This window comes from Neiella marina, from assembly GCF_002165625.1.
Taxonomy (GTDB): Bacteria; Pseudomonadota; Gammaproteobacteria; order Enterobacterales; family Neiellaceae; genus Neiella; species Neiella marina.
On the sequence record NZ_NGNS01000026.1, the window covers coordinates 1 to 25,856 of the forward strand.

At 46.7% G+C, this 25,856-nt stretch carries 22 protein-coding genes and 1 pseudogene; 10 read left to right on the top strand and 13 right to left on the bottom strand.

Annotation, left to right across the window (positions count from 1 at the left end; genetic code table 11):
- Nucleotides 1-89: 89 nt before the first annotated feature.
- The 4 genes from CBE68_RS16175 to CBE68_RS16190 all read left to right on the top strand — a co-directional run bounded on the left by CBE68_RS16175 (nt 90) and on the right by CBE68_RS16190 (nt 5,923).
- Nucleotides 90-791 carry a putative bifunctional diguanylate cyclase/phosphodiesterase gene (locus CBE68_RS16175; protein WP_143824601.1) on the top strand — a complete coding sequence of 234 codons (702 nt, stop codon included), beginning with the start codon at nt 90-92 and terminating at the stop codon, nt 789-791.
- A gap of 340 nt (nt 792-1,131) precedes the next feature.
- Entirely contained in the window at nt 1,132-2,091 is a 960-nt protein-coding gene (locus tag CBE68_RS16180; RefSeq protein ID WP_087507143.1) for an ABC transporter ATP-binding protein, read from the top strand.
- A complete protein-coding gene (locus CBE68_RS16185) occupies nt 2,078-4,993 on the top strand; it encodes a Gldg family protein (RefSeq protein WP_087507144.1) in 2,916 nt (971 codons plus the stop codon). Before CBE68_RS16180 ends, CBE68_RS16185 begins: the two co-directional genes overlap by 14 nt.
- 12 nt (nt 4,994-5,005) lie before the next feature.
- Nucleotides 5,006-5,923 carry a DUF4340 domain-containing protein gene (locus CBE68_RS16190; protein ID WP_087507145.1) on the top strand — a complete coding sequence of 306 codons (918 nt, stop codon included), beginning with the start codon at nt 5,006-5,008 and terminating at the stop codon, nt 5,921-5,923.
- Between the two features lie 37 nt (nt 5,924-5,960).
- Here the strand turns inward: CBE68_RS16190 and CBE68_RS16195 are convergent, their stop codons facing one another.
- Entirely contained in the window at nt 5,961-6,560 is a 600-nt protein-coding gene (locus tag CBE68_RS16195; RefSeq protein WP_087507146.1) for a hypothetical protein, read from the bottom strand.
- 130 nt (nt 6,561-6,690) lie between these two features.
- Here CBE68_RS16195 and CBE68_RS16200 point away from each other — a divergent pair, with 130 nt between their 5' ends.
- The 5 genes from CBE68_RS16200 to CBE68_RS16220 all read left to right on the top strand — a co-directional run bounded on the left by CBE68_RS16200 (nt 6,691) and on the right by CBE68_RS16220 (nt 10,662).
- On the top strand, nt 6,691-7,005 hold the full coding sequence (locus tag CBE68_RS16200) for a co-chaperone GroES (protein WP_087507147.1): 315 nt from the start codon (nt 6,691-6,693) through the stop codon (nt 7,003-7,005).
- A complete protein-coding gene (groL, locus tag CBE68_RS16205; protein ID WP_087507148.1) occupies nt 7,002-8,633 on the top strand; it encodes a chaperonin GroEL in 1,632 nt (543 codons plus the stop codon). The genes CBE68_RS16200 and groL overlap by 4 nt, the downstream gene beginning before the upstream one ends.
- Before the next feature lie 216 nt (nt 8,634-8,849).
- Entirely contained in the window at nt 8,850-9,329 is a 480-nt protein-coding gene (locus tag CBE68_RS16210) for an Hsp20 family protein (protein ID WP_087507149.1), read from the top strand.
- Nucleotides 9,330-9,433: 104 nt separating this feature from the next.
- A complete protein-coding gene (locus CBE68_RS16215; RefSeq protein ID WP_143824602.1) occupies nt 9,434-9,781 on the top strand; it encodes a hypothetical protein in 348 nt (115 codons plus the stop codon).
- Nucleotides 9,778-10,662, top strand: coding sequence for an RNA polymerase factor sigma-32 (locus CBE68_RS16220; RefSeq protein ID WP_087507151.1), 885 nt, complete (start codon nt 9,778-9,780; stop codon nt 10,660-10,662). The genes CBE68_RS16215 and CBE68_RS16220 overlap by 4 nt, the downstream gene beginning before the upstream one ends.
- A 240-nt stretch (nt 10,663-10,902) precedes the next feature.
- Here the strand turns inward: CBE68_RS16220 and CBE68_RS16225 are convergent, their stop codons facing one another.
- From CBE68_RS16225 to CBE68_RS16280, 12 genes and pseudogenes are all read right to left on the bottom strand, one after another.
- The gene (locus tag CBE68_RS16225) at nt 10,903-11,406 is read right to left on the bottom strand and encodes a MarR family winged helix-turn-helix transcriptional regulator (RefSeq protein WP_087507152.1); all 504 of its coding nucleotides are present in this window, start codon (nt 11,404-11,406) and stop codon (nt 10,903-10,905) included.
- 89 nt (nt 11,407-11,495) lie between these two features.
- Complete coding sequence (gene proC, locus CBE68_RS16230; RefSeq protein ID WP_087507153.1) at nt 11,496-12,329, bottom strand: pyrroline-5-carboxylate reductase; 834 nt, start codon at nt 12,327-12,329, stop codon at nt 11,496-11,498.
- A 22-nt stretch (nt 12,330-12,351) separates the two neighbouring features.
- A complete protein-coding gene (locus CBE68_RS16235; protein WP_087507154.1) occupies nt 12,352-13,599 on the bottom strand; it encodes a glutamate-5-semialdehyde dehydrogenase in 1,248 nt (415 codons plus the stop codon).
- On the bottom strand, nt 13,596-14,702 hold the full coding sequence (gene proB / locus CBE68_RS16240) for a glutamate 5-kinase (protein WP_087507155.1): 1,107 nt from the start codon (nt 14,700-14,702) through the stop codon (nt 13,596-13,598). Before proB ends, CBE68_RS16235 begins: the two co-directional genes overlap by 4 nt.
- Before the next feature lie 30 nt (nt 14,703-14,732).
- Nucleotides 14,733-16,229, bottom strand: coding sequence for a sodium/proline symporter PutP (gene putP / locus CBE68_RS16245; protein ID WP_087507156.1), 1,497 nt, complete (start codon nt 16,227-16,229; stop codon nt 14,733-14,735).
- 670 nt (nt 16,230-16,899) lie between these two features.
- Nucleotides 16,900-18,261: a magnesium transporter gene (locus CBE68_RS16250; RefSeq protein WP_087507157.1), complete on the bottom strand. Its 1,362-nt coding sequence runs from the start codon at nt 18,259-18,261 to the stop codon at nt 16,900-16,902.
- Between the two features lie 11 nt (nt 18,262-18,272).
- Nucleotides 18,273-18,701, bottom strand: coding sequence for an ATP-dependent zinc protease family protein (locus CBE68_RS16255; protein WP_087507158.1), 429 nt, complete (start codon nt 18,699-18,701; stop codon nt 18,273-18,275).
- Between the two features lie 12 nt (nt 18,702-18,713).
- Nucleotides 18,714-19,412: pseudogene (locus CBE68_RS16260) on the bottom strand (succinylglutamate desuccinylase/aspartoacylase family protein); the annotation flags it as partial.
- 356 nt (nt 19,413-19,768) lie between these two features.
- Entirely contained in the window at nt 19,769-20,038 is a 270-nt protein-coding gene (locus tag CBE68_RS16265) for a late competence development ComFB family protein (protein WP_087507160.1), read from the bottom strand.
- A gap of 92 nt (nt 20,039-20,130) precedes the next feature.
- Entirely contained in the window at nt 20,131-20,742 is a 612-nt protein-coding gene (locus tag CBE68_RS16270; RefSeq protein WP_087507161.1) for a DUF2057 domain-containing protein, read from the bottom strand.
- Nucleotides 20,742-21,281, bottom strand: a complete 540-nt coding sequence (locus tag CBE68_RS16275) for a hypothetical protein (protein WP_143824603.1) — start codon at nt 21,279-21,281, stop codon at nt 20,742-20,744. Before CBE68_RS16275 ends, CBE68_RS16270 begins: the two co-directional genes overlap by 1 nt.
- A complete protein-coding gene (locus tag CBE68_RS16280) occupies nt 21,278-22,045 on the bottom strand; it encodes a TSUP family transporter (protein WP_087507163.1) in 768 nt (255 codons plus the stop codon). The genes CBE68_RS16275 and CBE68_RS16280 overlap by 4 nt, the downstream gene beginning before the upstream one ends.
- Before the next feature lie 416 nt (nt 22,046-22,461).
- Between CBE68_RS16280 and CBE68_RS16285 the strand changes: the two genes are divergently transcribed.
- Nucleotides 22,462-25,287 carry a TonB-dependent receptor plug domain-containing protein gene (locus CBE68_RS16285; RefSeq protein ID WP_087507164.1) on the top strand — a complete coding sequence of 942 codons (2,826 nt, stop codon included), beginning with the start codon at nt 22,462-22,464 and terminating at the stop codon, nt 25,285-25,287.
- Nucleotides 25,288-25,856 lie beyond the last annotated feature (569 nt).

Below are 25,856 nucleotides of genomic sequence, written 5' to 3' on the forward strand. Positions count from 1 at the left end.
CATGGGGTGTTTATCTGTTTGTTTTTTGGCGAAAGTAATTAGATCAAATCGCCTCATGCGTGTCTATCTTATTGAAAGGAATCAATATTATGAGGGGATTCCTTAGTCATAAGCTTCTTGGAGCAGAGGCGTTGATCCGTTGGTCCAGCCCTAGTCGTGGTTTCGTTTCTCCGGGGGAATTTATCCCAATTGCAGAGGAAACTGGCGCGATTCATAAATTGGGGATTTGGATCATCGCCGAAGTATGTAGGCAAATTCGAGAATGGCTCGATCAGAGTTACGCAGTAGTGCCTATTTCCATCAATATTACATCCTCGCAATTTGATGATGTTGAGTTCATCAATCAGTTGGTGAGCACCATCGAGTCGTACGCGATTCCATATTCGCTAATTGAACTCGAATTAACTGAATCAGGTATTCTCAAAGACAAATCTCGGGCAATTGAATCTCTTACCATGCTTCGTGATAAGGGCATTACGATTGCTTTAGATGATTTCGGAACAGGTTATTCATCACTTTCTTATATCAGTGATCTGCCGTTTGACACACTGAAAATCGACAAGTCTTTTATTGACAAGCTTGATGATGACAAGAACAAAGAGCTCGTGAAATCTATTGTGTCGATTAGCAAAACATTGGGTGTTCAATGTGTCGCGGAAGGTACTGAAACAAGCGAACAAGTAGATATTATTTCAAGTTATGGCTGTGAAGTTTTTCAAGGGTACTTCTTCAGTCGCCCCATTCCTGCAGATGAGTTCTCTAAAAAACTTTTTAGCTATGGGGCTAGCTGAAACTCCGAAGCAAAGAGCCATTGCACCTTAACGTTGACTTTAGTGTCTGAATCTTAGGCAGATAAAGTCAACTCAAACTTTGATTGTCACCAGAATTCACAACTTTTTATTTTTTCTCTTGAATGGGCAATTACTTTCCCCATTTATTCACTCGTTAATCGCTAATTGCTTTGTTTTTATGGGCCCCCCCAGTTAACAGGAGAACCGACAATGTGTTTATCGATCGAACGACGCCCCCATAGTGCACGTCCCCCACCTTATTGAATGCACAAGATCCTGTAGAGAGCGCATTCGCTCTCAACTGATACTCGTTCTATCGCAATCAATAGGGGAAATCTTCATGCTAGAAGTGAAGCATTTATCCAGAAAATACGGCCATTTTGTGGCTGTAGATGACGTCAGCTTCTCGATTAACAAAGGAGAAATCGTTGGCCTGCTTGGCCATAACGGTGCTGGCAAAACAACCATAATGAAAATGATCACCGGTTACCTAGAAGCTAATAATGGGACCGTCTTTGTCGATCACATCAGCCTAGAATCACAACCGAAAACCATACACAGACAACTCGGTTACTTACCTGAAAGTCTACCTGTTTACCCTGAGATGACAGTGGCTGACTACCTTGACTATGTCGCTGACCTCAAAGGCCTCAAGTTGAATGCTAAGAAGCTAGAGATCAAGAGAGTGGTCAAGGCTACTGATTTGAGTAATAAGTTACTTGCACCAATCGCGACTCTGTCGCGCGGCTTGAAACAGCGGGTCGGTGTGGCCCAGGCAATTTTAGGCCATCCAAAACTATTAATTCTGGATGAACCAACTAACGGCCTTGATCCAGAGCAGACTCAGCAAATGAGGGCGCTTATTCGAAACATCGCCAAAGATGCTACTGTGATTCTGTCTACTCATATCATGCAGGAAGTTGAAGCGTTATGCTCGCGTGTACTGATTGTTCACGGCGGTAAACTAGCGCTCGACGCCGAGCTTGGTACGTTGCGTCAAAGCAACTATCTACTATTAGAAACTTCGCTTGCTCTGAGCGACCTTGAGCAAGTCTCCAAACTCCCGCAGGTTTCTGGCATCGAAACGCTTGAAGGCTGTGGGGTTGGGCACCGCTATCGTATCGAATGTCTACCCGACAGCGATCAGCCCGCGCTATCTGCACAAGTGGCTCAATTCATCACATCACAGAACGCTCAGCTCTATTTATTACAGCCCGAACTGAGGGACTTAGAAACATTGTTTAAGCAAGTCAGCTCAGGAACTATGACTTATCAGGAGGTATGTGATGCCGCAGCATAATGTTGCTCCTGCTAACACCATCAAACGGATTGCCGAGAAAGAGATTTCATTGTTTTTCGCATCTCCAATTGCTTACTTGTTTTTGGCGACTTTTGCCGCAATCACTTTATTTGTGTTCTTCTGGGGAGAGTCTTTCTTTGCCAGAAATATTGCCGATGTTCGGCCCCTGTTCGAATGGATGCCAGTACTACTTATTTTCTTATGTGCGACGTTTACGATGCGCCTATGGAGCGAAGAGCGGCGTAACGGCACACTGGAATTTGTGCTCACCCAATCGGTCCCGCTGTGGCACTTTGTGGTTGGAAAATTCGTGGGGTGCTTGTTTCTATTAAGCATTGCGCTCTCAATTACTCTGCCGGTGCCGATTACTGTATCAGCCATTGCTGACTTAGATTGGGGGCCGGTTTGGTCAGGCTACATTGCCACCTTATTACTAGGTTCGGCTTACCTTAGTATTGGGTTATTCGTATCCGCTCGTTGTGACAACCAAATCGTTAGCTTGATCAGTGCCTCGGCGATTTGTGGGCTGTTTTATCTGGTCGGCACTGCCACCATCACTAATTTATTTGGTAATCATATCGGTGAGTGGCTGCGATTGATTGGCACTGGATCTCGATTTGAATCAATCACTCGCGGGGTTATTGATTTCAGAGATTTATATTATTACCTCAGTATCATCGCGGTATTCTTAGCGCTTAACACTTGGTCGTTGGAAAAGTTGCGATGGGTCGATGGCGAGCAGCGAAAGCATCATGGCGTTTGGTCTGCAATCACCGCACTGGTGGCCGTCAATGCGCTAGCGGCCAATTTGTGGTTAGGGCAACTCAATAGTGTTCGCATTGATGTGACACGAGGTAATCAATACTCCATTTCAGAAGCTACGCAAGGGTATTTGCAACAGCTTCAAGAGCCACTGTTGGTGCGGGGGTACTTCAGTTCAAAGACTCACCCGCTGCTTGCTCCTTTAGTGCCGCAAATGCGCGATTTAATTAAAGAGTATGAAATTGCCGGAGAAGGAAAAGTTCGGGTGGAATTTATCGATCCGCTCACCAATCCTGAGCTTGAGCAAGAGGCAAATCAGCAATTCGGCATTCAGCCCGTACCATTTCAAATCGCCGATCGTTACCAATCATCGATTGTCAGTTCTTACTTCAATGTGCTGGTTCAGTATGGTGATGAACATCAGGTACTCGGATTTCGTGACTTGATTGAAATTCAAGCTCGAAGCGAGTCGGATATTGATGTTCAGTTGCGCAACCCCGAGCACGACTTAACTCGCGCTATCAAAAAAGTACTGCACAGTTACCAGGCCAGTGGCAATTTGTTTGACACGGTCCAACATCAGCTCACCTTTACTGCTTATGTCTCTGCTGATGAGCAACTGCCGGTATCGCTGCAAGAGTTTAAATCTGCAGTGCAGGAGGTCACCGAGCAGATACAAGGGCAGTCTGGTAACCGTTTGACTGTGAAGTTTATTGAGCCAGAGGCTAATGGTGGCAAAGTGGCTACAGAGATTGCTGAAAATTATGGCTTTAAGCCGATGGCGGCAAACCTGTTTTCTGATCAGCAATTTTTCTTCTATCTGACGCTAAACGACGATGAACAGATCGTTCAAATCCCGCTGGACGATCTAAGTCAAAGTGCATTTGAGAGGAATCTCGATGCTGGCATCAAGCGCTTTGCATCTGGTTTTACCAAAACGGTCGCGTTAGTGACTCCGCAACCCGATTACAGTAACCCCTATGGCGGCGGTGCCACTAGCTTTAACCAGTTGGAGCAATTTTTAAGTGCGGACTTAAATGTCATCGATGAAGATTTATCGGATGGCCACATCTCCGGAGAGGCTGACATTTTGGTGCTGGCAGCGCCAACAGAGCTGGATGAAAAATCACTGTTCGCAGTTGACCAGTTTCTAATGAAAGGCGGCACCGTCATTGCTGCGACGTCACCGTTTGCCGCAAACCTATCGGCCAGAAGCCTGAGCGTCACTGAGCACCAAAGTGGTCTTGAAGATTGGTTGCGTCACCACGGTTTAGATATTGCTGAACAAATGGTGTTAGATCCGCAAAATTCAGCGTTTCCAGTACCGGTTACGCGCAATGTCGGCGGCTTTAGCCTGCAAGAGACCCGCTTACTGGACTATCCATATTTCGCTGATATTCGCGAACAAGGACTCAATAGCGATAACCTGATTAGCGCTGAGTTACCACAAGTAACGATGCCGTGGGCATCACCAATTCGGGTGGATGAGGCGAGCAACAGCGGGCGAATGATCATACCTTTATTGCAGACATCGTCAGACTCTTGGCTGTCTGATTCGCTCGGTGTGATGCCTAAAGTGACATCACAAGGTGTCAACGCCTTTAGCCCAACAGAAGAGCGTGCCAGCCACCTGGTTGCGGTGATTAATCAGGGCCAGTTTGATTCGTATTTTGCAGGCAAAGAATCTCCTTTGGCCGAGACTGATACTGAGCTAAGTGCGGGCAATGGTACCGATGATGAGAATAGCCGTACTGCAGATGATATCGATGACAGCTTTGTGATGACCAACGTGCTGGAACAATCGCCGCAATCAGCTCGGATTATCTTGTTTTCCTCCAACGATTTGTTCGCTGATCAAGTGATTCGAATGCTCGGTAGTGCGCAGCAAACCGATTATCTCCATAGCATCCAAATGATGGCGAATGCGATTGAGTGGTCTCTTGAGGATGAAGCATTGTTGAGCATTCGCTCCCGAGGTCACTTTAATCGGACATTACCGCCGATGGAGCAGTCTAGCCAAATGTTCTGGGAATACCTGAATTACGCTTTGGCAGCCATTGCCATTGTCCTGGTGGCACTGTGGGAGCGTCGCAAAAAAGCGATCAAACATAAGAAATATCTTGAGCTATTAGCGGTATAGGAGGTTAATCAAATGACTCAAAAAATCCCATTGTTGACCGCTTTATTGATTATTCAGGCGATTATCGCGATTGCGTTATATGCAGTGAATGGAAGCCGTGATGCATCGTTTACGCCGATGCAACTATTGCCATTTGACAAGCAGCAATTGAATCGCATTGTGATCCGAGGTGATTCGAGCAAAGTGGAGCTGGTCAAACAACAGCAGCATTGGTTGCTAGCAGAGTCTGACGGCGTTCCTATTGAACAGGCCAAGTTCAATAGTATGCTCAATAAGCTTGAACGACTGAATACCACTTGGCCGGTGACAACGACAACGGCAAGTCATCAACGGTTTGAGGTCGCTGATGACAACTTCCGTCGTAAAATCACTTTCTATGACGGACAGCAGCAATTGGCCGAGTTATTTGTTGGTACTTCGCCGGGCTTCAAGCAATCGCATCTTCGCTTAGCCGGACAGGACGAAGTTTATGCATTGGACTTTGCCGCCTACGAGGCATCGGCAACGGCCCGTGCATGGCTTGATAAGTCGGTATTGTCAGTGCCGGGGCTGAATCGGATTAAAGGCAATGACTTTGATCTGGTGAAAGAGAATGAGCAATGGCATTGGCATAGTGCGCCGCTTGATCTGGACGTTGACCAACAAAAAGCAGAAGCGTTGGCCAGAGCCATCGCTAATCTTAAGGTGACTGAATATGTTAAGCAGCCCCCTGATTTTGAGCCAGACAGCGCAGTGGAGTTGATCGCGGAAAGTGATCAGAGCTTTACCTTTGAATTGTATCAGCATGATGGTGATTACTATGTCACACGAGCGGATCGGCCCCAGGTATTTAAGTTGACTCAGACGCAATATGAGCAACTGTCTGAACCCACTTTGAGCAACCTCGCAGCTACCTCGGAAGAGGAACCAAGCGCGACCTCTGATTCGTGATTGTTTGGGGGCTGTGGCCCCCACATTTGAACGCTGGTTAATGAATGTCGTGCTTTGCGGAAACCACAATGCCCATGGCAGCTAACTGTTTTCGTTGAGTCTCATCATGGCCTTGTTGCCAGCGTTCAATCAACCCAAAGATTTCCTCTGCATCGTAATTTGACCAACGGCAGCAAACAGTGGCCACTAACTGCAATAGCTGAGGAAAGCGTTCTGCCATTTCGCCAAATAGCGCCGAGCGATGATGTTGGCTACTGCCAAGGGCGTCATATGCGCCACTGCCCATGCCAATAAAATAATCTCGCTTAATGCCTTTTTTTACGTAGTGCTCAGGGAACATTGCTCCGAGGAATAAGGATTTATCACCCAGCTCTCTCAATGTTGCGTGGCGGTGGCGAACCGTTGTGGCGGCAAGGGCTTGTTGGTAGAGCAATGCCAGTGTGGGTAGCGCTAATGCGCCGCTGTCATCGTATTCAAATAAACGATCGCTTTGGTGGAAGTTGCCAAGGAGTCCAGCGAGATAGTGCAGAACGCTAGCGGATAACGTTGCAGGCAGCTGCTGTGCTTCCTCTTGGAGTCGAGTTGAAAAGTGTTCAGCCAGGGATTGCTGGCTTATGAGTTTGTTGTCAAAAGTCATCGTCACACCCCTCTAAAAATTTTTTCAAATTTGCTCTTGATTCGTTTTTCAGAGTCCTTATTAAATCGTTCGGGAAGATATTTCCTGACATCAACTGTCTTTGGTCATCAATCATTTTAGGAGGATATTTATGGCTTTAAAACCTCTTTACGATCGAGTGGTTGTGCGCCGTTTAGAGGCTGAAACAACCACAAAAGCAGGCATCATCGTCCCTGATAAGTCGGCGGAAAAACCGACTCAGGGCGAAGTGATTGCTGTCGGCGAGGGGGCCATGTGTGAGTCAGGCGAAGTGAGAGCGTTAGCGGTTCGCCCTGGCGATCGGATTTTGTTTGGTCAATACGCAGGCACCAAAACGAAGGTCGATGGTGAGGAACTCTTGATCATGAAAGAGTCAGATATTTTAGCCATTGTTGAAGTCGAGCAAGCAGAGGAGAAAGCAGCATGAGTGCAAAAGATGTGATGTTTTCAAATGACGCCAGAGAGAATTTATTAGCCGGTGTTAACATTTTGGCCGATGCAGTCAAAGCGACGCTGGGGCCGAAAGGTCGTAACGTGGTGCTGGGTAAAAGTTATGGTGCACCTCGGGTGACAAAAGATGGTGTTTCGGTTGCCAAGGAAATTGAGCTTAAAGATAAATTCCAAAACATGGGCGCTCAAATGGTCAAGGAGGTCTCGTCAAAAACTGCTGATGTCGCTGGTGATGGCACCACAACGGCAACAGTACTTGCGCAGGCTTTGGTCAGAGAAGGCCACAAAGCGATTGCTGCTGGAATGAATCCAATGGATCTGAAGCGCGGTATCGATGCAGTGGTTAAAGCAGCAACCAAGCAGTTGCATGATTTAGCGAAACCATGCGATGACAGTAAATCTATTGGTCAGGTCGCGACAGTGTCAGCAAACTGGAATAAAGATATTGGCGACATACTGGCCGAGGCAATGGATCGTGTTGGCAAAGACGGTGTTATCACCGTAGAAGAAGGCAAATCGCTGGACAATGAGTTGGATGTGGTCGAAGGCATGCAATTCGATCGCGGCTATTTGTCACCGTACTTCATTAACAATCAGGAAAAAATGCAGGTAGAGCTGGATAACCCGCATATCCTGCTCTTTGACAAGAAGATAAGCGCCATTAAAGATCTATTGCCGCTGCTAGAAAAAATCGCGCAAACCAATCGACCACTATTGCTAATTGCCGAAGATATTGAAGGTGAAGCGCTGTCAACTCTAGTCGTTAATCACCTACGCGGTATTCTTAAGGTCGCAGCGGTGAAATCACCTGGGTTTGGTGATCGGCGCAAAGCCATGCTCGATGACCTCGCGATCCTAACGGGGGCAACCGTCATTAGTGAAGAGGTTGGTTTGTCTCTTGAAACCACCGAGTTAAACCAACTTGGCAGTGCCAAGCGCATTATTGTTGGCAAAAACAATACGACGGTAGTGGACGGCGCTGGGAATGCCGACGACATTAATGCTCGGGTAGCCAAGATCAAATCGGAAATAGAGCAAGCAAGCTCAGACTACGACAAAGAAAAACTGCAGGAGCGTGTTGCTAAATTGGCTGGTGGCGTTGCGGTTATTAAGGTGGGCGCTGCAACCGAAGTGGAGATGAAGGAGAAAAAAGATCTGGTTGATGATGCCTTTCATGCCACTCGGGCTGCGGTCGAAGAAGGTGTTGTCACTGGTGGCGGCGTGAGCTTAATCCGAGTCGCAGATGCCGTTGAGCTGGAACAACTTGAGTTGCAAAATGACGATCAAAAAGTCGGAGCGAGGATAGCGTTGCGGGCAATGGAAGAGCCATTCCGCCAGATCATTAGTAATGCCGGTGAAGAAGCCAGTGTTGTTCTTGACAAAGTGCGCCAGCACTCGGGGTGCTATGGCTATAATGCACAGACAGGCGAATATGGCGACATGCTTGAGATGGGGATTATCGACCCCGCCAAAGTCACTCGCAGCGCTTTGCAAAATGCCTGCTCCATTGCCGGCCTGATGTTGACTACAGAGGTCATGGTAACTGATATGCCAGAGCAAGATAAGGCGGCTCCCCCGGTGCCAGAGGCCCCTACTTGGGGGTAATTCCTCTACATAACAGCGGAGGGACTTGCTCCCTCCGTTGTTATAAAAAAGTCTTATAGCGATGACATTTATTAGAAAAATTTTTTCTTAAAATGGATATTGAATCTGCGTATCGCAGACCTTAATTATTGTTGTGAAGGCGGGTTGTCCGCAACTTGGAGACCCGCTCTGACTTGATTGTTTTTATCGTATGTTGCTTCTTTAGGAGAATGTATTATGAACGCAATTGACCTTACCCCTCTATACCGCAGTAGTGTTGGTTTTGACCGGTTAGCCTCGATGCTCAATAGTGCCTTAACCGCAGAATCTAGCTCAGCCGGTTATCCCCCTTATAACATCGAAATACTGGATGACAACCGCTATGTCATCACCTTGGCTGTCGCTGGTTTTTCACAAGGCGAAATTGATATTCAGGTAGAGAAGAGCGTGCTGACCGTTCGCGGTAATAAAGCCAGCAAAGACGAACGGCGCTACCTCTACCAAGGTATCGCCAATCGGACATTTGAACGCAAGTTCAATCTGGCGGATTACGTCGAAGTTACCGGTGCTGATTTGGTCAACGGCTTACTGACCATTGATTTGGTAAAAGAAGTGCCTGAGGCCATGAAGCCAAGATCTATCGCAATTAATCAACCTAATAAGGCGATTGAGCACAAAGCCGAACAACGAGGCTCTAAGACGGAACAAGCGGCTTGATTATCATAGGGGCCAAGGCTGGCCCCTTACTAGCGTCCCTCGAAAACTAAATGAAACTTCAAAGAATATGGCTGATACATCTCGTTACCGGATGGAGGTTGACCATGAAAAATAGATCCGTATTCGCAGTGGTTGTTGCCATGGTGGCGATTGGGACAACTACTATGATCGCAGCTGAACATGACTTGAATGCTTCAAGTAACAGTAAAGCTCCAATAACAAATCGGCTCGAAGATAAAACGAATATTGATAACTGGAATTATCTTCGACCTGACCCGCGCAGTGATTGGTCGTTGCAAGCTTGGATACAAGCATATTTGTCGAAGAATCAATCCCCCCATCAGCGAGCACCTTTGGTGATAATTCAGGATGATATAGACCCTGCCGAAGGTACTATGGTGCTTTCGGCAATTACCAACAAAATTGAATTTTCGGGGGAGAGCAACAAATGACGGGCAACAGTTCATTAATCAGCTGTGGCCATTCTCTAACAGGGGGCTTCACGGCTTACCTGAGCTATGCATACAGCCAACCAGCACTGAGCGCAGATAGAGAGCGAGCCTTGTTTGTTCGTTACTCTGAGGATGATGATTTAGATGCTGCTCGAGAAATCATTCTGTCACACATACGATTTGTTGCTTATGTTGCTCGCAGCTTTTCTGGCTATAACCTACCAATGGACGATTTGGTTCAAGAAGGCAGTATTGGCCTTATGAAGGCCTTAAAGCGCTTTGATCTGAGCGTTGGCGTTCGGTTTGCCAGTTTTGCTGTTCACTGGATCAAGGCTGAGATCCAAGAGTTCGTCATTAAAAACTGGAAGCTGGTGAAAGTTGCGACAACTAAAGCCCATCGGCGATTGTTTTTCAATCTTCGCGGATTGAAAAATACGCTGGGCTGGATGAACTCTAATGAGGTTAAAGAAGTCGCCGACTATTTGAACGTGGATGAGCGCGATGTTGTTGAAATGGAGAGCAGGCTTAGACAAAGCGATGTGTTTTTTGATGAATCATTCGGTGAAGCAAAAACTGAAGATGCCATGTTAGGAGAAGCACATGCGAAAATGTTAGAAGACAAGTCTTCATGTCCAGAGCAGCATACCTTAGTCGAAGATTTGAATAACAAGTGTCGACAAAAAATTTCCGAATACTTGAGACGGCTTGATGACCGCGCTAAAGATATTTTCGTTAGCCGTTGGTTAGTCAATGACGAAAGTCAGCGCACGCAGTTGAAGGAATTGGCGCAAAAATACGGCATATCATCCGAGCGAGTTCGTCAAATAGAATCAGACGTTCTAAATCAGCTAAGACGGCATCTTCAGAACGAAAGCTTATAATGTTTTAAAAGATAAATTGGAACATGAATGGGCGGCCATGAAGCCGCCATTTTTTTAGATGTAACTTGGAATTAAAGGAGGTTGAGCCGCTGTTTTTAAGGGGGGATCAGATTAGAAGAGGCTGTGAGTTTTACTAGGAAAACCAAACGGTCACCAATTTACCTAAAGTTCTCACGTAAATGTCACAGCCTAATTGAGTATTCAATTAGCAAAAGATTAAGCATTATTTGCGCTTTGGGTTTAGTCATTTACCTCAGTGTTCATTGGTGGTGCTGGCCTGTCAATTTCGCCAACATCGAGCACTGGTGCCGCATCAATGTTCTCGGCGTCCATCATAACAGCCAAGCGCTGTAACGATGCCAAGATCATAGATTGCTCCCAATCTTCCAACTCTTGAAACTGTTCCACGAAATGCTCCTGAAGTGGCGCGGGTGCGCCGGCAGTCTTTTCTTCTCCGTGGCTGGTGAGACTCACTAGCACTTTGCGTCGATCTTGCTCTGAGCGCGTACGACTAATCAACTGTTTAGCTTCAAGCCGATCTAAGATACTGGTAACCGTTGCTTGGCTTAGACTTATCTCATTGGCGATTTCTCGACTGATCATCGGCCCACGATTTTTGAGAGCTTGCAGGACGAGTAACTGCGGCGAAGTTAAGCCTGAAGTTTTGTTAAGGTAGCGCGAATGCAGATCGGTTGCGCGGATCAACCGGCGCAACGAAGCAAGAACAAGTTCGTAATTTTCCATCAAATATCAACAACCCTATCATTAGCGGCCTGATTATATGCAATCAGGCCATTGCGAGATAGGTGGATTATTCAAAATACTGAATTGCCTTACTCACAAAAAGCGTTATCACTTTGGCCGAACAGCCTAGTCCGAGTGGCTGCGGCTGCCATCGCCATGGCTACCACTTGGTCCATATCCATTGCGTCAAATGCATCAAGAGCCGCTGCGGTCGATCCGTTAGGTGACGTGACTCGTTCTCGCAAGCAGGCTAAATCGACCTGCGACTCACTAGCCATGGCAATCGCACCAATGGCACTTTGACGCACACATCTAGACGCCTCTTGAGCACTCAACCCTTGTTGCACCGCCGCTTTAGTCATGGCTTCCATAAAACGGAAGAAGTAAGCCGGAGCGCTGCCTGCGGCGGCAACAACGGCCGCCATATCACGCTCATCAGACAACCAGATTGCCTCACCTACTGCATCAAACAATTGCTCGGCCAATTGCTGGCTTGCAGCAGCTGTCGCGGCGCTGCAATATAGCCCAGTCATCCCTTGCTGCATTGCCGTGGGCAGGTTCGGCATGGCACAAATAACACGCTGTTCATCGCCAAGCCACTGACCAAGTTGCTGATGCTGGACGCCAGCGGCAATCGAAATCACCGTGTGATCAGCTAGTCTGACGGCGGCCAGCTCCCCACATACCTGAGCAACAAGTTGAGGTTTGACTGCGACGATAATGGCATTGGCAAACGCCACTGCACCACAATTGCACGCACTGGTTGCCACCTGATAACGATCGCTCAGACGCTGCCGAGTCGCCGCACTGGGTGCACAAACAAGAATATGGTTGGCCGGCATACCTGCTGCCAATAGGCCCTGAATAATGGCAGTTGCCATATGGCCGCCACCGATAAACGCCACCTTTTTCGTTTTAATCATAGAAACTCCAATCAAATGTCGATTAGGCGCGGATCTGGCCGTGGCCCAGTACCAGAAATTTTTCCGTCGTTAACGATTCCAACCCCATCGGGCCATAAGCATGGAGCTTGGTTGTTGCAATGCCAATTTCTGCACCTAAGCCAAGTTCACTGCCATCGGAGAAACGCGAACTGGCATTCACCATTACCACTGATGCATCAACTTGATGCTGAAACTGCTGCGCGGCTAGCTCAGATTGAGTACAAATAACTTCAGTATGCTGACTACCAAACTGGTCGATATGCCGGATGGCAGCATCAATGTCATCGACAATTTTAACCGCAATGGTTAACCCCAAATATTCTTCTCCAAAAGCATCATCAGCTAGCAATGTGGCGTCATCAAAATAACCAATCGCCTCGGAACAGGCATTGATCGACACCTGATGTGCTCGCAGTTGTGCGGCCACCTGGGGCAACCACTGATCGGCAATCGAGCGATGTACTAACAGGCATTCAAGGGCGTTACAAACGCCAGGCCGTTGGACCTTGCCATTGATCAGCAAGTTGCTAGCCTGAGCAAAGTCAGCTGACTGATCAACGTAAAGATGACACACCCCTTTAAAATGCTGGATCACCGGAATGGAGCTGTGGTCGGTGACAAATTGAATAAGTCCTTCTCCGCCGCGCGGGATCACCAAATCAATGTGCTGGCGTTGCTTTATAAGCTGCAGCATGAGCTGTCGGTCGGTATCGGGCACCACCAAAATCGCATCTTTAGGTAAACCAAAGCGGGCCAGTACCTGACGCAAAATGTTGGCAATCGCCAAGCTGGTTTGCAGTGCCTCTTTACCGCCGCGCAAAATGACCGCATTGCCGGATTTAAAACACAGCGCAGCGGCATCAGCGGTAACGTTGGGTCGGGCCTCAAAAATCATGCAGATCACGCCAAGCGGAATACGCACTTTATCAATCGAAATTCCGTTCGGGCGCTGGCCAATATGGCGCTTTTCGCCAACCGGATCGGGCAATACGGCGACTTGCCGTAAGCCATCACTCATTGCTTTGATGCGCTCGCTGCTCAGGGTCAGGCGGTCGACAAAAGCGGAGTCATATGACTGCTCTTTAGCATTGTCGACTTCGAATTGATTGGTCGTCAAAATCAAGCTTTGATGCTGCTCTAGCTCATCGGCCATGACGTTGAGAATTTTATTCTTTTGCGAACTGGTCAGTTGCGCGATGGTTTTTGCTGCCTTGGCCGCTTGTGCCGCCAAGATGGTCGCAATACTCATGAAGTCTCCAAAATTGCAATATTCTGATTCGATAGGATTGGGGTTTTGTCGACGGTTAGCGACAACAGCGCATCACCAGAGGCTTCTCGGGTGATCAAGCTCAACACGCAGCTGCTGTGCTGAGTCGTCGCCTTGGCCAACTTGGTGCCGTTCTTGGCTCGGATTAGAACTGTATCTCCGCTGGAAAAGTCTCCTACGACATCGAGAATGTCGGTGTGTTTTAAGTTCTCGCCATTTTCGTGCAACCGTGACTCGCTGCCATTGGTGACAACAATTTCACCCTGAGCTCGAGCAGTGTGTGTTAACCAGTGAGCACTTTCTTGCAATGGCTCCGCATGGGGTACAAACTCAGTGCCTGGGTTTTGGCCTTGCTGTAGGGCATACATGGCCTGCTCCGATCGACCATTGACAATAAAGGTGCGAATGCCATGCGCCGTAGCCTTCTCTGCCGCTTCCAACTTGGTCCGCATACCTCCTGTTCCCACGGAGGTTCCTGCACCGCCGGCCATCGCCAATATCGAATCATTAATCGTGGTAACCTGTTCAATTCGGGATGCGTCTGCATGCTGGCGTGGATTCTTGTCAAACAAGCCATCGATATCTGTGCAAATTATCAACGCATCGGCGCTAATGGCCCCTGCAACCATCGCTGATAAATTATCATTGTCACCTACCTTGAGAGCGTCAGGAGTCACCGCATCGTTCTCGTTCACAACCGGCAAAATGTTGTTGTTGAGCAACTCAAATGCTGTGTCCTTAATACTGTGGTAGCGTGATCTGTCCTGTAAGTCTCCTTGGGTTAGAAGCAATTGGGCTATTGGGAAATCAAACAGTCTCTGCCAAGCCGCCATCATTTCCATTTGCCCTTGCGCGGCCATTGCTTTTTTTAAAGCAGGCCCAGCTTCGCGACTTCCGTCAAACGCATCGGTGCCAGCAGCGACAGAGCCAGATGACACGAGTACCACCTGACATCCCTTCATCCGGCACTGAATAATGAACTGAGCGATCGAAAGCAAGTAACGAGAGCTACAACCTCGACCTTCTGGAGCAATTAATGCGCTGCCCACTTTTATAACGATTCTTTGCCAGCTAAATTGAGACAAAATTCCTCCTTTATCAAAACGTTGAGTTTGTTACCGGGAGACAGCAACAGTTTGCTGTACGAGTTTAAAGGTATGAATAACTTGAGATTCTGGGGAACGGGTTAATAGACTGACGCTAAATATGGCAGCGGTTGCCAGTACGAAACCCGGAATAATTTCATAGATAAGCGAACTAAGTGTTTGGCCATCGGCCAACAGCGGCAAGTGACTCCACACCAACACCGTTACCGCGCCGGTAATAATACCCGCTATAGCACCGGCATAAGTCATTCGGTGCCAAAACAACGCCAACAGTACCAGTGGCCCAAATGCAGCACCAAAACCAGCCCAGGCATTGCTTACCAAACCCAGCACACTATTGTTGCTATCGAGCGCTAACATGCTTGCCACTAGAGCCACGGCCGCAACACAAACCCGCCCGAGATTTACTGCTTGTTGCTGAGTTAAAGCCCGATGCATTAATGCGCCAAACAAGTCTTCTGTCAGTGAGCTCGATGACACCAATAGCTGTGACGAGATAGTGCTCATGATCGCCGCCAGAATTGCCGCCATCAAAAAGCCACTGATGTAAGGGTTAAATAGAATCTCTGAGAATAGGATAAAAATCGTTTCAGGGTCATTCAGCGCCAGCTGATATTTGCTGACATAAGCAACACCAACCAGCCCTGTTGCGACCGCGCCAACAACCGTCACTGTCATCCAACCGAGGCCGATATTTCGTGCCATGGGAATATCAGCAACCGAGCGGATCGCCATAAAGCGAACAATAATATGGGGCTGGCCAAAATAACCGAGTCCCCAAGCCAAACTCGATATCAAGCCGAGTGTTGTCATGTCACTGAGCATATGGCTAAACGTAGGGATCACAGTGGCTGATTGGCGAAGTAATTCCTCGCCGCTATTAAAATATTGGTATGCCACCAGGGGAACTACAATTAGGGCGGCAAACATAATGCAGCCTTGCACAAAGTCTGTGAGGCTGACGGCCAAAAAACCACCTAGCAAGGTGTAAACAACCACCACTGCTGCTGTAAGTATCACGCCAAACGAGTAGTCGAGCCCAAATGTTGACTGAAACAATTTACCGCCAGCAACCAAGCCAGCGGAAGTATATAGGGTGAAAAACAAAATAATCACGATGGCACTGGTGATCTGAAGCAGACTGCGCTCTTTACCGAACCGCTCACCAAAAAACTGGGGCAAGGTCAGCGCATCATTGGCGGCCTTGGTGTATACGCGCAATCGCGGCGCGACAAGTTGGTAGTTTGCCCAAGCACCGAAAAGCAAACCAAGAGCAATCCAAATGGTCTCAAAACCCATAACAAACATCGCGCCAGGTAGGCCCATTAACATCCACCCACTCATGTCGGAAGCACCGGCAGATAGCGCAGTTACTTGAGGACTGACCTTGCGCCCACCGAGCATATACTCAGAGAGGTCACTTGTGGAACGGCGATAGGCAAACAGCCCAATTAATAACATGGCAGCAAAATAAATGGCTAATGCAATAGCCTTTTCGAAAGACATTTAAAACCTTTTAATTAGTTTTCTAATAGATTTTTTTGGGTCAGCTGAAAAACAGCAGGGATTAAGGCAAGGGAAAAAATCAGCAATAAGCAAAATTTGTTGCTGATATTAAGGAGTTCTGAACTTATTTTATTGTTTGCGCGTGCGAGTATGGCTTGCATAGAGAATTAAAATGCACCTTAATTGGTTAGTGTTCGAATTATTATTACACTAACTAGTTTTGATGTGTATTTCAACCTGATCGACGTTATCACGCACTTTTAGTGCTTCGGTCTAGAGTCAAGATAAGGTGTTTCTATTTTGCTAACGGGTTGTTCTAGCCAGGCAATTTGGCCAGAAACTCGACTTTTGGTCGGAGGAAATAAGGGGGTATTTTTTATGCTTTATTATTTGTGGCAAGCACGTTACTAAACAAATCTATGTAATTTGCCAAACTAACTGAGGCTATTGCGGAGCTTTTAACTCATTGTATTAATTGTGCTTCTTCAGTTAGCCAAAGTGAACAATGTGTTTTTAGATAGGAGGCGTGCGACTTCTTCGAGAAAATAGGCTCCGGCAAGAAACTAAAATTTAATATCCAGAGTTAGTGAGCTCTCTTTCCAAAACAATCAAAACAGTAAGAAGTTAAGCGAAAGTTGATAGCATGGCTTATGTGTCTAGCCAGAATCTGTCAGCCTAGAGTCCAAAGCAAAGACCCCAACCCTAGGAAAAGAATAAACCCAACAATATCGGTGACTGTTGTAAGAATAACCGCCCCGGCTACTGCTGGGTCAACTTTTACCACTTTCAATACAAACGGAATCATAGTTCCTGAAGCTGCCGCAGCGAGGCCATTAACGAAGATAGCTACAGTAATTATGAAACCTAGCCCTGCAGAATCGAACCACTGCCACACGATAACACCAATGAGGCTACCCAAAACTGCGCCATTGATTGCTGCAACTTTTAGTTCTTTTCCTAGCAGCATGCGAATATTACTCGGATGCAAGTGATTTAATGCTAACCCTCTCAGAGCAACCGCTAAGGTTTGGCTGCCCGCGATCCCGCCCATACTTGCGACTACGGGCATGAGAATGGCTAAAGAAACGACCTGCTGTAGGGTTTTCTCAAACATGCCGATGACAGCTGAGGCAAGAAAAGCTGTTAGCAGGTTGGCCATCAACCAAAACGCCCTAATTTGGGCAGCTTGCTTAATTGGAGTAAACAGATCTTCCTCTTCCGAAGCAGCTTCTGAAACGAAATGTTCGAGACTTTTTTCTTTCAGGCGCAGGAACAAATTCTCTATGGCAATCACGCCGATGACATTGTTGTCTTTAACCACGGGGAGCCAGCCGCCAATTGGCAGATCATTGACACCCTGAGCAGCGTCTAGCAATTTTTTCTCGTGATCTAGCGGTGCCATCTGCTTGGCGATTTTGTAAGCTTTCGTAACGGGATCGGTATTGTATAAATCGTGCCAGTCACACATACCCACGAAATTGCCACCTCGAGCGACTAGGCAAATCGCTTGTACGTCCTGTTGCTGCTGAAGTTTCTCTAAAACACGCTTAATACTTGAGGAAGAGCTAATAATGAGAACTCTATTATCAACATATCGACCGACTTGCTCTTCTTCGTATGCTAATGCGGTTTGAAGCTGCTCACTAAGTTCGGGCTCTTGTCGATCTAAAAACGCATCGACAATGTGCGATGGCAATATATCGGCGAAGAAAATCAGGTCTGATTCCGACATGTCGGCAGCCAAGCTGAATTGCTGCTCAGAGGTTAATCGGGTCAGTAGGTGCTGTGCTGTTGCCGTTTGCAACAGGTGTAAAACAGCCCACCAAGATTCTCGATTAATAGCCGCCCAAATCACGGGGCGATAACTATCAGTTATAGACTCAATGATATTTGACAAATCTTCATGCGATGCATCTGATAGATAACTTAAGTCGCGTGCGTCAGATGTGTCGTCTAGCTTTAAATTTTGCAGGGTGACAGCTAGTAAGTTAGTGCTGTCTTTATCTGCGCAATGAAGGTGTTCATCTGACATAAATTACAACCTCAAGGAGATTCGATTAAAAACGACTGCGACGGATCAACCAATACCCGATCGCCCATTCCTTCACGTCCTAACAACATAAGGTAACTCATGTCTTCACGATTAGTTAATGTCACTTCAATGGGCCATTCTTGTTCACCCATGCGAATCAAGGTACGAATCACACAACGAACCTCTGTTCCTCCATTTGACGACTTTATTCGTCTCGAATCATGGAGAGGCGCTTGGCACTGAACCACTTGCTCTAGATTGTAGATATCTGGATGCAAATCAAAGCTTACATAAGGTCGACCAGCCTTCGTTGTTTGTTTTAAATTATCCACATGCAAAGATGAGGTTTTTGCTCCAGTATCGACTCTAATTTGTAAATCATTAATGCCCAGCTCAGGCAATGCACAGAGCTCCAAGCTTCCTATCACCATTTTCTTCATTCGCTCTCATCCTCATTGCGCTGCTACGGGCATAACAACATCTTGCAGCTTTTCAATGTGCTCAACAATTTCTTCGGGCTCTTCATCAAAGTAGGCGATGTGATATATAGCGTCACCCTCTTGCGCCAGCGGAATGTTTTGCTTTCCGATCACAATACCGGCACGGCTAGCCACTATTTGACCCAAGCTAGTTCCCATAGGGCTGTGTATTTGCGCCAATACTTGACCTTTTTCGACGTTTGCTCCTAGCTTGATGCATTCGTGTAACAGACCGCTAGCAGAAGAGCGAATCCACTCACTTTTGTTGGCGATAAACGGCTCTACTTTTTTGCGTTTACGGTGACGGACCATACCCAATTCAGCTAAGACCTTGAGGATACCTCGCACACCCGCTCGAATGGATAGTTCATCAAATCGAAGCGCTTGCCCAGCTTCATAAAGCAATATTCGAGTACCGTTCTCGACAGCAGCCTCTCGCAACGAACCATCACGTAAATCAGCATTGAGCAACACCGGCACACCAAACTCCTCTGCAATACGAAGTGTTTCTTGATCCGCTAAGTTGGCGCGAATTTGCGGCAAGGCAGAGCGATGAATCGCGCCTGTGTGCAGATCAATACCGTAGTCACAGTGAGCAACGACTTCGCGCAAAAACGTATTGGCAACGCGAGCGGCCAACGAGCCCTTTTGCGACCCCGGAAAGCAGCGGTTCTAATCGAATCGACGGTCTGGGTTAGTTTAAATAAATGTTCTAACGCGTTATGTCGGAATATGTGCTGCGACGTATAGCCATTATCGCAACACCACAACTTTTCAGTTTTGAGTTAAATGCTCAGCTTATTCATACAAAGGGAATAAACTGAGCACTCCCTTTATGACGGCAAGAGAGTTGGCAAAGAAAATATGGCAAAAGCATATTGTAAATTTACTACGGCAAAGTTTTGATATGCCAAACTTACGCTTCAATTTTATGCAAACTTATGCTGCAAATTGGAATGTAACTTATTGATTCAAAAAATGGCGCTATGCAGGCTTTTGATGCAAACATTACACCCTTCGATATTTTACTAACTTCTCAAAGATTCGTCTGATTCGAGAAACTCAATTGACTTATCAATTGCTTCTCTCACTTTCATTTCCATCGACAATCGTTCTGACGCTGGCAGATAAAACGCCATGTCGACTTCGTGTCGGATATATCGAGCTGGTAGCTGATTTAGCGCTAAGCAGCATAGGTCAGCCAAATACTCAGGATCCTTGCCTTCCAGAGATGGCAATTTTGCGATGTAGTTGGCGATAAGGCGCTCGTAATAATTGTATAAGTTGTCGAAAATCATTAACTCTCTCGTCCTGTCGTTCGCTGCTATTTACTGCGCTTGGTATAACACATAAGTCTAGACCTTGGTAATGACAAGCGCGCTTTTGTGAATTACTTGGCTTGCTCAGAAACCTCTGTCAAAAATGCCTGTCGAGTGGCCGGGTCGGCTTGTTGCCACCAGTAACGAAGCATTTGCCCTGCAGTATTGCTCGGCGAGGCGCTGGTATTATGTGGCGCAGCTTGGGCTTGGTTCGCTTGGGTGTCGGTAGTGAAATGATCAGTTGCCGTTGTCGGGGCGGCTTTTGCGGCAGTGTAAGTCGGCTTGAGTAGCGCCACTTGTTGACCTTCATTACTTATGATGGTGATGGTTGGCTTTTTCGCAAACGCGAGCGCTTCAGATTCAGTCAGGGGACGGCTTGATTGCAGCGAATACTGACCATTGGCTATAGCGTTAAAAGTCAGCGAAACGGGCTCAGATGTGATTGTTTGGTGGGTGTCGTCATAATCCGATTCCAATAAATCGCGGTATCTTACCGTGAGCGTATTGATCCCCTCATTAAGAGGGTAGTCTTCTTTGTCCATCAACAAGTACCAGGTTTGTTTTTCGCCATTGAGGGTAATGATCTGGAGATGTTCTGGAACTGCTATAGAGCCGGCAAAACAAACTGATTGGGTAACAAGCCAAGTGGTGCAAATCAGTGCGATTCGATAAAGGGTTGTCATTATTCGGAGTCCTTGCGAGCGTTTTCGATAAGGCTGATAGTATCTTGACAGCGCATCAGACGTTGTCGAGCGTAATTGGTTTTTGCAGCCGATGCGCCTTGGTCGATCAAAAATGTTAATTGCTGTTCTAACCGCTGCTCAAATCCCTTGAGCTTAGTCAGTTCTTGCTCAGTATTTGACCAGTCGATATTGTAATTTTTGTTAAAGTCAGGCTTTGGTGCGTTCGTTGCTCTAGGTTGCTGGTTTTTTACAGTTATGATGCGCCAAATTTTAGCCAACTGATCGCCAATAAACGCCAACTTGTGTAATGAAATATTGCCATTTGTTTCAGTTAGCTGGTCGGAGGTTAATTGTTTGACTTGCGAGTGAATGTAATCCAGCGCGCGATAAAGTTCATGGTCAGGAGTGGCTAGAGACAGCGATTCAAAAGCGATTGGAGCGGGTTTATCGGATTGCTGCTGTTGATCAACTCTAAGCATGCCTTTGGCTTGCTCAATGCGCCTTTCGAGTTGCAATACGGTTTGTTTGGTTGCTGTCATGCCCACGCGTTCCAACATAGCTTTATTGCTAGCAGTGATACCCCAGTAATAAAAATAGGTCGAATAAGGTTGGCACCAAAGCGGATGGCAGAATGTGCGCCAATGTACGCGCCAGCCATAATACAAAGACCCATACTCAAACCAATCAGCCAGCTAACTTGTCCCAATATAATGAAGGTCACTAAGCTAACAAAGTTGCTAATGAAGTTCATGGTTCGGGCAACGCCCGACGAATAGAGTAAATCTAATTTGTGTAGCTTTAGAGTTGATAGGGTCCAGAACGCGCCGGTTCCTGGCCCGGCGATGCCATCATAAAAGCCCAGCACAGTGCCCTGTACGCATTGTTTGGCCTGCGATGGCGGGGTGTTAGGGTCGGTTGCATTGGAAGGCGTTTTTAACTTAGTCAGTAAGCTGTAAACCGCAGTGAATAACACAATGATAGGAAGCGCCTTTTCTAATACTTGCTGATTAGTAAAGTAAGCCGCAACTGTGCCTAAGGCTGCGCCGATAGCAGTACAAGCCATGGCTACTAACCAAAAGTTAGGGAAAAACAGACGTTTCTTATAAAACGTGATGCTAGCGGTTAAGCTGCCAAAGCTGGCTGCAAGTTTATTCGTTCCGAGCGCTAAGTGGGGCGGTAAGCCGGCGAATAACAGAGCAGGGATGGTTAACAATCCGCCTCCACCAGCAATGGCATCGATAAAGCCTGCAACAAACGCCGCTAAGCTCAGTAAAGCCCAAATCTCGGGTGAAATGAATTCCAATGTGAACTCTCTTTTGACTATAGGGCCGGTAGTCTAACAAAAGAATTTGTCTTTGATTTAGATCTTTTTTGGCGACTCAAATAGTTAATGGAATAAGTGCGCTGAATAACTATTCATTATTTCCATATAATTATTTTGTTTCAAAGTGTGAAGAATTCATATTTCATTTGGGTTAAGTGGTTGAATTAATTTTATTTAAAATTGTATACATCAGAAAATTTGTAGTTTGTTCACTTTTGTTTCTAAATGCCTACCTTTTGTTACTCAATCTTAAAAAAGTTGTTGACGTCACATTTCTGAGTGTGGTTATATCAGATGCGACAGATCAGGTCGCTATGACTTGGTGAAATATAGCCAGATCAACTGGTACATAAACATAAACCGCGTCTCAACGTGGTCCAGGGAGAAAATAAATCATGTTTGCTAGCAACAAACTTGCAGCAGCAGTGCGCTTTGCCGTTTTCGGCGTAGCAGCTGCTTCTACCGTGGCGGTTGCTCCTGCTATTGCAGCAGAAGAAACTACAGAAGCTAAAAAAGGCGATGCGGAGCGCATTCAGGTAACAGGTTCACGCATTAAGCGTACTGACTTGGAAGCGACCTCTCCGATTTCTGTATTCGATGAAGAGTCGATTCAGATTTCTGGTGTAAACCAAATCGCTTCTTTCATTAACCGCCTGCCTTCAGCTGGTGTTCCAGGTTCTACCGATACCGGTACTAACTTCCGTACTACAACGACTGGTTTGAACACAGTTGACCTGCGTAACTTGGGTTCAGAGCGTACACTGATCTTGGTTAACGGCCGTCGTCACATCGGTGGCTCTGCTGGTTCAACAACTGTTGACGTGTCAATGATCCCAGTAAACCTGGTTGAGCGTGTTGAAGTTGTAACTGGTGGTGCTGCAGCCGTTTACGGTTCTGAAGCAATCGCTGGTGTAATTAACTTCATCATGAAGGACAACTTCGAAGGCCTTCAGATTGACACTCGTTATGGTGATTCAGATCTAGGCGGCGCTGAAGAAAAAGATATTTCTGCGACAGTTGGTGGCAACTTTGCTGGCGACAAAGGTAACGCAGTGGTTTACATCGGTTACAGCCGTAAAGACCCTCTCTATTCTCGCGACCGTAAAATGTCTGAAGCTGATGCAGTTAACTCTAGCTTTGGTCCTAAGGGTAACTTCTTAATCGGTTCTGGTACTCCTAATGCGGCTTTGATTACTCAAGACGAGTCAACTGGCCTTTGGGACAAGCCTTTCGTGGCTGCTGAAGATGGCTTCAACCGTAACGGTGAGCGTATCATTCGTGTTCCATCAGAGCGCTACCAGATGAACGCCAACATCACGTATGACATTACTGATGAAATGCGTTTCTTCACTGAAACTTCTTACAACCAGCTGACTTCTGATTCTCGTTTGGAACCAACCATTACTGGTGAGTTCATCAGTGTTGGTAACAGTATTCCTAACATCCGTATTCCTCTGGCAAACCCATTTGTTCCAGACGAGTTGCGTGATGCTGCTCTGGTTGCTAACCCAGATGCAGAAGAAATCACTATGTACCGCCGTTTCGTTGAGCTTGGTCCTCGTACTAGTGACGTTCAGCGTAAAGTATTCCGTACCGCATTCGGTTTGGAAGGTACTATCGCTGATACTTGGGATTACGAAGTGTACTACCAGTACGGTAACTTCAGCCAAGACCAAACCAACGGTGGTGTATTTAATACCCTGAACTTCTACAACGCATTGCGTGTTGAAGAAGATGGTGAAGGCGGTTATCAGTGTGCTGATGACTTTGCTCGTGACCTAGGTTGTGTGCCAATCAATGTATTCGGCCGCGGTTCAATCGAAGGTGCAGCGCTGGATTGGGTTTCTGTTGATAGCCAGTTGACTTCTCGCATGGAGCAAGAAGCGATTGGTGCTGTGATTTCTGGTCCTGTATTTGAATTGCCTGCTGGTGAAGTAGTGATGGCCGTCGGTTATGACTGGCGTGAAGAAGAGAGTAAGTTCAACTCTGACTCTCTGGCTCAGTCTGGTTTGACTTCTGGTAACACCACGCCTAACACCAAAGGTGATTACGATGTTCATGAGTTCTTCGTAGAAGGTATTGTGCCAGTATTAGATGGCGCACCATTTGCTGATTACTTGGGCTTCGAATTTGCTGCTCGTCACTCTGACTACAGCACTGTAGGTACTAACAGCACTTACAAAGTTGGTTTGGACTGGCGTCCAACGGAAGACTTGATGGTTCGTGGTAGTATCTCTACTGCGGTACGTGCCCCAAGCATCAACGACTTGTTTGACCCAGGTTCAGAAACCTTCCGTGACGTAGTTGACCCATGTGCTCTTGGTGGCCGCGGTGGCACCAGCGCAACTGGTGAAACTTATGAAGAGCAAAGCGCTGAAGTACAAGCTAACTGTGCGACTATTCCAGGCACTGCTACGCTTGACCCATTTGCAATTAACATCCGTAGTGCTGGTGGTCTAGCCGCTGGTAATCCAGACTTGGAAGAAGAAGAGTCAGACACCAAGACCTTTGGTTTCGTTTACTCGCCTTCTCAAGTTGAAGGTTTGAGCATGACCGTCGACTACTACAAAATTACTGTAGACGACGCGATCAACGGCTTTACTGCGCAAACCACTGCTGACCAGTGTGTTCGCCAGAGCAGCTTCCCGAGCAACCCATTCTGTTCACTGATTGAGCGTGATCCGAACACTGGTTTGATTCTGCGTATCGATGACAAAGTAATTAACGTTGCGACGTTTGAAGCCGAAGGTGTTGACTTCACTATCGACTACGGCATGGACTTCTACGGTGGCGACTTGATGTTTAACCTCATCGGTAACCACTCAATGACTAACGACTTCGAACCGTTTGCTGGCGGTGAGAAAGTTGATAGCCAAGGTGAAATTGGTGCTCCAGATTGGAAAGCCAACTTCGGTACCACCTATGCTAATGGCGACTACCAAGTTGCATGGACCATGCGCTACTTGGATGGTGTCTACGTTGAGAACGATTCTAAAGAAACATACGGTACTATCGGTTCTTACACCTACCATGACTTGAACGCTCGTTACTACTTCAACGACAACTTCGAGTTCTTCGCTGGTGTTGACAACCTGTTTGACAAGAAGCCTCCATTCTTGGGTCAGGGCGTACCTGGTGACGTAACTGGTACTAACACGGCCGCAGACGTTTACGATGCAGTCCGTCGTTACTACTACGTTGGTGTAACTGCTAAGTTCTAAGCAGCTTTATAACCAATCTAAAAGCCCGCTAGCATCGCTAGCGGGCTTTTTTATTGCTTGATTGATAATGAAATAGTGTTGAAGGGGATCGAGTTACGCTGAAGTTGTAATTTTCCGATCAAAACTGTCAGATTCGAGAGGTGGCTCCCAAACCAGATAATTAGCGGCTCTCGGTGCAAATATTTTCAAATCAAATGATGGTTGTCATGAAAAGTCGTAACTACGTGTCATTTAGAAACAAAATTTCAGGCTTCTTTCAGATGTGAAAGAAATGTGAACAACTTCCGTAGTGAGATTGTGATCACATATTTCAATTTAATCACAGCCTTGTGAAATCTACTTTACAGCTAATTTAGTTCGAGTTTCCAACAAATGCGGCTGAAAAATAGTCGACACATCAATTAGTTACATCAAAAAAACAATTCTATCCTTTTGTTTTCTAAAGATAAAAATATCGCTCGAAATTTTGGGAAACCGGTTTATTTGACTGTTGTCAATAAACTACAGTTTAGCCCCCGTAGCAGCCCCGGGGCGCGTTGACATGCCGGGGTAAATGGTAGAACATTCTT

Coding starts and splice junctions, on each gene's coding strand:
- proC (WP_087507153.1), bottom strand. CDS start 12,329: ATGATTAAAACGAAAAAGGTGGCGTTTATCGGTGGCGGCCATATGGCA.
- CBE68_RS16275 (WP_143824603.1), bottom strand. CDS start 21,281: ATGACAGCAACCAAACAAACCGTATTGCAACTCGAAAGGCGCATTGAG.
- CBE68_RS16265 (WP_087507160.1), bottom strand. CDS start 20,038: ATGATTTTCGACAACTTATACAATTATTACGAGCGCCTTATCGCCAAC.
- CBE68_RS16255 (WP_087507158.1), bottom strand. CDS start 18,701: ATGAAGAAAATGGTGATAGGAAGCTTGGAGCTCTGTGCATTGCCTGAG.
- CBE68_RS16200 (WP_087507147.1), top strand. CDS start 6,691: ATGGCTTTAAAACCTCTTTACGATCGAGTGGTTGTGCGCCGTTTAGAG.
- CBE68_RS16210 (WP_087507149.1), top strand. CDS start 8,850: ATGAACGCAATTGACCTTACCCCTCTATACCGCAGTAGTGTTGGTTTT.
- CBE68_RS16215 (WP_143824602.1), top strand. CDS start 9,434: ATGAAAAATAGATCCGTATTCGCAGTGGTTGTTGCCATGGTGGCGATT.
- putP (WP_087507156.1), bottom strand. CDS start 16,229: ATGTCTTTCGAAAAGGCTATTGCATTAGCCATTTATTTTGCTGCCATG.
- groL (WP_087507148.1), top strand. CDS start 7,002: ATGAGTGCAAAAGATGTGATGTTTTCAAATGACGCCAGAGAGAATTTA.
- CBE68_RS16220 (WP_087507151.1), top strand. CDS start 9,778: ATGACGGGCAACAGTTCATTAATCAGCTGTGGCCATTCTCTAACAGGG.
- CBE68_RS16285 (WP_087507164.1), top strand. CDS start 22,462: ATGTTTGCTAGCAACAAACTTGCAGCAGCAGTGCGCTTTGCCGTTTTC.
- CBE68_RS16270 (WP_087507161.1), bottom strand. CDS start 20,742: ATGACAACCCTTTATCGAATCGCACTGATTTGCACCACTTGGCTTGTT.
- CBE68_RS16180 (WP_087507143.1), top strand. CDS start 1,132: ATGCTAGAAGTGAAGCATTTATCCAGAAAATACGGCCATTTTGTGGCT.
- CBE68_RS16195 (WP_087507146.1), bottom strand. CDS start 6,560: ATGACTTTTGACAACAAACTCATAAGCCAGCAATCCCTGGCTGAACAC.
- CBE68_RS16185 (WP_087507144.1), top strand. CDS start 2,078: ATGCCGCAGCATAATGTTGCTCCTGCTAACACCATCAAACGGATTGCC.
- CBE68_RS16225 (WP_087507152.1), bottom strand. CDS start 11,406: ATGGAAAATTACGAACTTGTTCTTGCTTCGTTGCGCCGGTTGATCCGC.
- CBE68_RS16235 (WP_087507154.1), bottom strand. CDS start 13,599: ATGAGTATTGCGACCATCTTGGCGGCACAAGCGGCCAAGGCAGCAAAA.
- CBE68_RS16250 (WP_087507157.1), bottom strand. CDS start 18,261: ATGTCAGATGAACACCTTCATTGCGCAGATAAAGACAGCACTAACTTA.
- CBE68_RS16190 (WP_087507145.1), top strand. CDS start 5,006: ATGACTCAAAAAATCCCATTGTTGACCGCTTTATTGATTATTCAGGCG.
- CBE68_RS16175 (WP_143824601.1), top strand. CDS start 90: ATGAGGGGATTCCTTAGTCATAAGCTTCTTGGAGCAGAGGCGTTGATC.